Origin of the sequence: Streptomyces sp. KR55 (assembly GCF_052245645.1) — a bacterium.
Lineage (GTDB): Bacteria > Actinomycetota > Actinomycetes > Streptomycetales > Streptomycetaceae > Streptomyces > Streptomyces flavusporus.
The window spans coordinates 21,860-27,859 of record NZ_JBQQCE010000073.1; the positions used below are offsets into that span (position 1 = coordinate 21,860).

Here is a 6,000-nt window from a genome sequence, read left to right on the forward strand (position 1 = left end):
CCGTGGCACCGGCAATCCGCACGGTGCTGCGGCTGGCGCTCTCCGTCGCAGCGAACGGCAGTCGAAATCAGTGGCCGCCTGAACCGGCCGACTCCACGCTGTACGCCATGGACAACCGCAACGCGGGATCCGTGCGGCCTATGCGCCGCAGGCGCAAGCATGGCCCGGCCGCGGAGCCTCGGCCCTGTCAGCCTCCGCCCTCCGCCGGGCCGCCTCGCAAGGTCAGCTCTCCGCGCGGGCGGGCAGCCGCCATCCCGGGCGCGGGAAGTGGCAGGTGTAGCCGTCCGGGTAACGCTCCAGGTAGTCCTGGTGCTCGGGCTCGGCCTCCCAGAAGGGGCCGACCGGCTCGACCTCGGTGACGACCTTGCCCGGCCACAGTCCGGAGGCGTCCACATCCGCGATCGTGTCCTCGGCGATCCGCTTCTGCTCGTCATCCACGTAGTAGATCGCCGATCGGTAGCTGAGGCCGATGTCGTTGCCCTGGCGGTTCTTGGTGCTTGGGTCGTGGATCTGGAAGAAGAACTCCAGGATCGCGCGGAAGTCGGTCTTCTCGGGGTCGAAAAGAACCTCAATGGCCTCCGCGTGCGTGCCATGGTTACGGTACGTCGCGTTCGGCACGTCACCCCCGGTATATCCGACGCGGGTCGCCGTCACGCCCGGGAGCCGGCGGATCAGGTCCTGCATCCCCCAGAAGCATCCGCCCGCCAGCACGGCCCTCTGCGTCTGCGCAGCCATTGCGGCCCCTCCAATATCTGTCAGCTCGGTCACTTGGGCTGCTCGGCTCGCACACCACCGGCATCCCATACCCAATCGCCTCAACGCGCGAGGGTTCCAAGCGATTCCGTGCCCGTCCAACCGGCGCGGCGGCCGCCGGTCGCCGACCGCCGCGAGGAGCGCACCGACCTGTTGCCTCCCCCACGCCGGTGGCCTCATCCGGAGAGCCCTATCGTGACGGCATCAATACTGCCGACTGCAGATACCAGCAGTACTTCTCCGACAGCAAAACCCCTACGGCTACCGCGGCATCGGCGGCATGGGCTCAAGCCAAGTGAGCCCTTTGTGAGCAACTGGGGCCCTCCTGCCCCACCGGCATAGCCAAGACGGACGTCCGACCAGCTGTGGCTCGCCGGTCGAGGGCGTAGACCCGTGACCCGCTCACCTCTCAGCAGCCGACTGCTCAAAGGACCGGTAGATCCCCTCGGGATCATCGTGGGCCCATGCCGCGTACTCCTCGAAGCCCAGGTTGCCGATGCTCAGGTTCGCGTAGACGTCGTGCACCCCGGCGGGGACGGTGCGGAACTCGCGGCCGAACTCGGTCAGCTGCTCGTAGTCCTCATCGTCCTCGCACTCCTCGCGCGTCAGCGTGGTGACCGCCAGCAGCGCGTGGGTTTCAGCCTGCATGGTTGTCTGGTCGGCAAGAAAGACAACGGACAGGTCCTCGGCGGCGCTGACCGCAGTCAGCACCTCGTCAACGGTCGCCCCTGCCCAGGCCGGATCGTTTATGAAGTGGACGTGCGCCTCGTACTGCTTGTTGTCTCCCCAGGGCTCCATCAGCGCCGCCGCCACGTCCTGCCACGCCTGGTCGTCGTCGTAGTCGGTCCTGACGACCGGGGCATCGAACTCATCATGGCCGGTGACGGCGGGCAACGCTCTCATGGATCCTTCTCCTCAGTGACGATCGGTGATCCGTGCCGTGACTGTCTCATGGGCCGTCTGTCACGCCCGCGGGTCGGTCCTGGGTGGCCTGAGGCGGTAGGACTCGGTCCCGGTGTCGTCGGGCGCGCGGTGCCACGGCCGAGTCGTCCCGTGGAAGCAGCCGCGTCGAAAATCAATGGCCGACAGGGATCCGTCGGCCTCACCCTGTGCTCCATGGAAGAACCGCAACGCAGGATCCGCGCGCTACACACGGCATCCACGATCACCGTCTATCAGGCGTACTCCCCCGAGATCGGTATGCCCGCGGTTCGCCAGGGCCGTTTCCCCGCCGCATGGAAGCGGGACCGCATGACGTGGGTCATCAAGCCGCGTTCACAGCCCCATCCATGGTCCTGGCAGGATGCGGACCCCAAGCGGATCTACTCTCCGACCCCGCGGGCGACCTCACCGATCAGGTCGGCCAGTAGCCCTGGGTGGGACAGAAACGGATGGTGGCCGGTCGGCAGGTCGATCACACTGGACGCCCGCCGGGCGAACTCCCGCTGCTTCGCCGGCGGCGTGGCCCGGTCCCCGGTACAGACGACGTACGTCGAGGGGGTCTTGTGCCAGGCGATGCCGCGCGGAGCCTGAGCGAAGACCGCCTGTGACTGCGGTCCCAACCGCCGGAAGGCGCCCGCCTCGGCCTCCTCGTCGCAGTCGTGCAGGAAGGCGCCCCGCAGGTCGACCGCCGTATTCGGGACGACCGTGCCATCATCCCGCGGGACGACCCAGGGGGCGGGTTCAGGTCCGGCCAGGGAGGCGAGGGATTCACCGCGGTCCGGCACGACCGCGGTGATGTAGAGGAGGTGGCTGACGTCGTCCCTGCCCGCGGCGGCGTCGGTGATCACCATCCCGCCGTAGGAGTGCCCGCACAGCAAGGCGGGGTGCCCAGGCTCCTGGTCCAGCACGGACCGCACCGCGTCAGCGTCGGCGTACAAATCCGCCCTGTACGCGGCGCCCGCCCGCTCGCCGCAGCTGGGCAGTTCCACACTGCGGCTCTCCAGCCCCAGGGCGGCGAGTGGCTCCACCATCCGGTTCCACCACCAGTCGGCATCCTGCGCGCACGCGCCATGGACGAATACGACCCGCATCCAGGCCTCCCTCAGCTTCCCAGCCGCCCCGTGACGACCGCACGTCCAGGCCATCATGTCCAGCCCGAAGGTCAACCGTTTTCCTCTGCGCGCGAATTTCCTCATGCCATCGGCTGGCCCTCGCCGCGAGCACCTGAAGACGCGTGCGGGCTTGCTCGATCTGATCGACAGGGCCGCCTGATCCGCAGGCCGCCGATGCCCAGCCTGCCACCCTCCCGAGAGATCCCGCCGCCCACCTTGAGGGACAAGGACTGTGAACGTGGCTTGACCGGGGTCATCAAGCGGCGTTCACAGCCTCTTCCCATGACGGGTCGCGACAGGAGCAAGTGGGGCGGTGCGGGCTCCCGTTCTCGGCGTCAATCGTCGGCCACCTCGGCGAGTTGAGCCGCCGAGCGGCGATGCTGTCTTCAGCATGACAGCTCGGAGACCGTTCTCATAGAGCCAAAGGCACAGCTCAGCGGCCTTGTCCAGCCTCATCTCCGGCTCTCACAATCCCCGTCATGGATCACACCGACAAGGTCGATCAGGATGCGGTGCTGCGGGCTCGCACGATACTGCTCGGATCAGGCAGACCGAGCGTCGGCCAACAGGTCGAGGCGTACCGCGTGCTTTCGTTGGTAAGTCCGCTGACCTACCTGCCGAAGCTGACAGAGGCACTGCTCTCTTATGGATACGCGCCAGAGGTCCGGGACCGGCCGGAGGTGCGATTGGCGCGCCACGCCGAGGCGGCTGCCACGGCACGGCGCATCGATGCAGGCGATCCCAGGAGGACCGAGTTGCTTGTCCGGGCTCTGTCCGCGTACCGCTGCGAGCTGTACGCCGTCGGACGGCGGGCTGAGGGCTTCGCCATATGCGAGGAGATGGCCGCGGCCGGACGGTGGGGTTTCGCGCACGGTCAAGTGCAGAGTCCCATGTACGGGCACGGACCGCTGGCCACCGCCTTGGCCGAGAACGGCAATCACCAGGAGGCCGCGGAGCTCTGCGGGCAGTTGGTGCAGGCCGCTCGCTCGGAAGGCCCGGCGAAGGTCTCTTTCTGGACCATGCTGGAATGGGCGGCCGAGCTGGATGCCGCTGGACACCATGAGGCGGCCCTGAAAGCCTTCGCGGACATCGTGGACACCAGCCGTGCCGAACTCGATGAGGAAAGCACTGCGCTGGCCATCCTGACATGGCAATTGGTCCACCAGGCCGGGATGCTGGACGTGGCTGGGCACCACGTGGAGGCCCGCAGGGTCCGACAGGAGGCCCTTGCCCTGCTGTCCGAGCTGGACAGAACCGGAGAACGCAAGAGCTGGAGCAACATCCTGTCGTGGTGGACCACTCTGTACGCCCTGTCGGGCAGCTCGGCGGAGCCCGTGCCGCTTCCGGGTACACCGACGCCTCCGTTCGGCTTCCCTTTCCTCGACTGGTCACCGGACATCAAACAGGCATACTTCGACGGCCTGCCCAACCTCGAAGCAGAGGTCGCCAGCCTGAGAGAGGTGGCCGAAACAGACCCGCGCGAACATCTTCCCGCCCTGGTAGCCCTGCACCGAAGGCTCACCATTCGTTCGGCCCTTTACTGGGAGAAGCGCAGTCACCGCATCCTGAAGCCCCTCCGCCCGCTCTTCAATGAAGGCGTGGCGCTCGCGCGCCGCTTGACCGACCTGGCAGGCACGGAGCAGAGCCAGGAGACGCTGGCACGAGCCTTGACCGACCGTTCCATGTTCCTTGTCGCCGCCAAACAGTACGGCGAGGCCTATGACGACTACCACGAGGTCGTCGACCTGCTCGGCTGACAAGTCACGTGACCAGCGAATGGCAAGGGCGCGTTCGCCGAGCTCGGAGACGGGTGCAGGGTCAGTCCCAGATCTGTCAGGGTGCGGACGGCCTCCTCGGCGTCCGATCCACGGGCACGGAGTGATCCGAAGCGTGGATCATGGACCGGTGATGAAGTGGACGAAGCAGGCGGGTCCGGTCGAGCAGTCAGGGCATGAACCGGAGCTCTCCGCCTACCAACGCGCTCTGCGGGACAGGCTTCTCGCCGTCCCTGTGGTTCCCGCGCCCGAGCCCTGGCAGCCCGTCTTCGAGCGCCGCGTTCCCGTCGGCGGGCTCCTCGGGATCGGCTTCGCTTCGCACCCCGACGACGGCCACGATCTGGTGATGGTCGTCTCCCACGACGGCCACGGCCTCTTCGACGCCGTCACGGGAGAGAAGATCGCCCGGGACCGTGACCCCGATCCCGAGGACAGCACTCCCGACGCGGTTGCCGATCTGTCGTGCCCCGGGCTGGGACCAGTTGCCGGAAGCAGAGTGCGCATCGCCGGGCTCTTCGGGGGAGGACTTCACACCACCACCGCGGACGGCTGGACTCTGGAGGTCGTCACCCCGGCCTGGCCGAACGATCGTGTCCTGCTGTCTCGTGATGGCGGGCTGCCCCACGCCGGTCCGCATGGAGAGCGGTGGTGGCACATCTTTCACTCGCACTACTCCGAACTCAGAGCAGTCGGCTTCTCGCCCTCCGGACAGACCATTGCCGTAGCGACGAGCAGCGACATTTCCCTGTGGACACGTGGGACGGACAACAGCCACTCCAGCAGCGCCGAGCTCTGACCGAACCGGACTGCGTGTCGAGCCCGACAGATACCGACAAGGCGTGTTCCGGAACGACCACTTGTCCGCTCCTCCAGTGAAAGCATGGCTATGAATGAAGACGAGAGCCTGCACCGATACGGCCTGAACCCCGCCGACGTGAACCTTGACGATGTACGAAGTCTGCTCATCGCACACACCCGACGGGAGAAGCGGGCGCAGGGTGACGGTGACACGGAGCTGATGAAGCTGTGCTGCGTTCAGCTGTTCAATTCCGGGGGCCTCGACGATCTACTGCTCATTTGGAAGGCCAAGTCCGCCAGCATGGATGCCGACTGTTCGATCGACATCCAGTTGCTGTGCGGGAGCGGACTGGCCAGGACCAAGGCGTACCTGGCATCTCAATGCCTGCCCGAAGCCGAAGCGGCACTCCGACGATTGCTCGACGCTGAGGAGGCCGGCGACTTCGAGGGCTTCTCCGTCGAGGAGCACTCGGCTCATTACGCCGCCTAAGGGCAATGCCGTTGCGTTACGGGTCTGGTGGTCTTGGCGTGTGGATCACGACGGCGTCGGTGGCTGTCCGGGTCGGCTGGGGCCAGTGCCGGTGCTCGGCTCTCTTGAGGTGGTAGTTGGACATCTTGCG

At 66.8% G+C, this 6,000-nt stretch carries 6 protein-coding genes and 1 pseudogene; 4 read left to right on the forward strand and 3 right to left on the reverse strand.

The window, feature by feature from the left end:
• Positions 1 to 222 precede the first annotated feature (222 nt).
• Entirely contained in the window at positions 223 to 735 is a 513-nt protein-coding gene (msrA, locus tag ACTWQJ_RS13630; RefSeq protein WP_443306896.1) for a peptide-methionine (S)-S-oxide reductase MsrA, read from the reverse strand.
• A 420-nt stretch (positions 736 to 1,155) separates the two neighbouring features.
• Entirely contained in the window at positions 1,156 to 1,656 is a 501-nt protein-coding gene (locus tag ACTWQJ_RS13635; protein WP_443306897.1) for a DUF6924 domain-containing protein, read from the reverse strand.
• A gap of 213 nt (positions 1,657 to 1,869) precedes the next feature.
• Between ACTWQJ_RS13635 and ACTWQJ_RS13640 the strand changes: the two are divergent.
• Positions 1,870 to 2,025: pseudogene (locus ACTWQJ_RS13640) on the forward strand (DUF4291 family protein); the annotation flags it as partial.
• A 50-nt stretch (positions 2,026 to 2,075) separates the two neighbouring features.
• Here the strand turns inward: ACTWQJ_RS13640 and ACTWQJ_RS13645 are convergent.
• The gene (locus ACTWQJ_RS13645) at positions 2,076 to 2,786 is read right to left on the reverse strand and encodes an alpha/beta hydrolase (RefSeq protein ID WP_443306898.1); all 711 of its coding nucleotides are present in this window, start codon (positions 2,784 to 2,786) and stop codon (positions 2,076 to 2,078) included.
• Positions 2,787 to 3,286: 500 nt separating this feature from the next.
• Here ACTWQJ_RS13645 and ACTWQJ_RS13650 point away from each other — a divergent pair, with 500 nt between their 5' ends.
• The 3 genes from ACTWQJ_RS13650 (at position 3,287) to ACTWQJ_RS13660 (ending at position 5,870) form a co-directional block, all read left to right on the forward strand.
• Positions 3,287 to 4,564, forward strand: coding sequence for a hypothetical protein (locus tag ACTWQJ_RS13650; protein WP_443306899.1), 1,278 nt, complete (start codon positions 3,287 to 3,289; stop codon positions 4,562 to 4,564).
• Positions 4,565 to 4,715: 151 nt separating this feature from the next.
• Positions 4,716 to 5,378 carry a hypothetical protein gene (locus ACTWQJ_RS13655; RefSeq protein WP_443306900.1) on the forward strand — a complete coding sequence of 221 codons (663 nt, stop codon included), beginning with the start codon at positions 4,716 to 4,718 and terminating at the stop codon, positions 5,376 to 5,378.
• Between the two features lie 84 nt (positions 5,379 to 5,462).
• The gene (locus tag ACTWQJ_RS13660; RefSeq protein ID WP_443306901.1) at positions 5,463 to 5,870 is read left to right on the forward strand and encodes a hypothetical protein; all 408 of its coding nucleotides are present in this window, start codon (positions 5,463 to 5,465) and stop codon (positions 5,868 to 5,870) included.
• Positions 5,871 to 6,000: the final 130 nt, after the last annotated feature.

Coding starts and splice junctions, on each gene's coding strand:
- msrA (WP_443306896.1), bottom strand. CDS start 735: ATGGCTGCGCAGACGCAGAGGGCCGTGCTGGCGGGCGGATGCTTCTGG.
- ACTWQJ_RS13645 (WP_443306898.1), bottom strand. CDS start 2,786: ATGCGGGTCGTATTCGTCCATGGCGCGTGCGCGCAGGATGCCGACTGG.
- ACTWQJ_RS13660 (WP_443306901.1), top strand. CDS start 5,463: ATGGCTATGAATGAAGACGAGAGCCTGCACCGATACGGCCTGAACCCC.
- ACTWQJ_RS13635 (WP_443306897.1), bottom strand. CDS start 1,656: ATGAGAGCGTTGCCCGCCGTCACCGGCCATGATGAGTTCGATGCCCCG.
- ACTWQJ_RS13650 (WP_443306899.1), top strand. CDS start 3,287: ATGGATCACACCGACAAGGTCGATCAGGATGCGGTGCTGCGGGCTCGC.
- ACTWQJ_RS13655 (WP_443306900.1), top strand. CDS start 4,716: ATGAAGTGGACGAAGCAGGCGGGTCCGGTCGAGCAGTCAGGGCATGAA.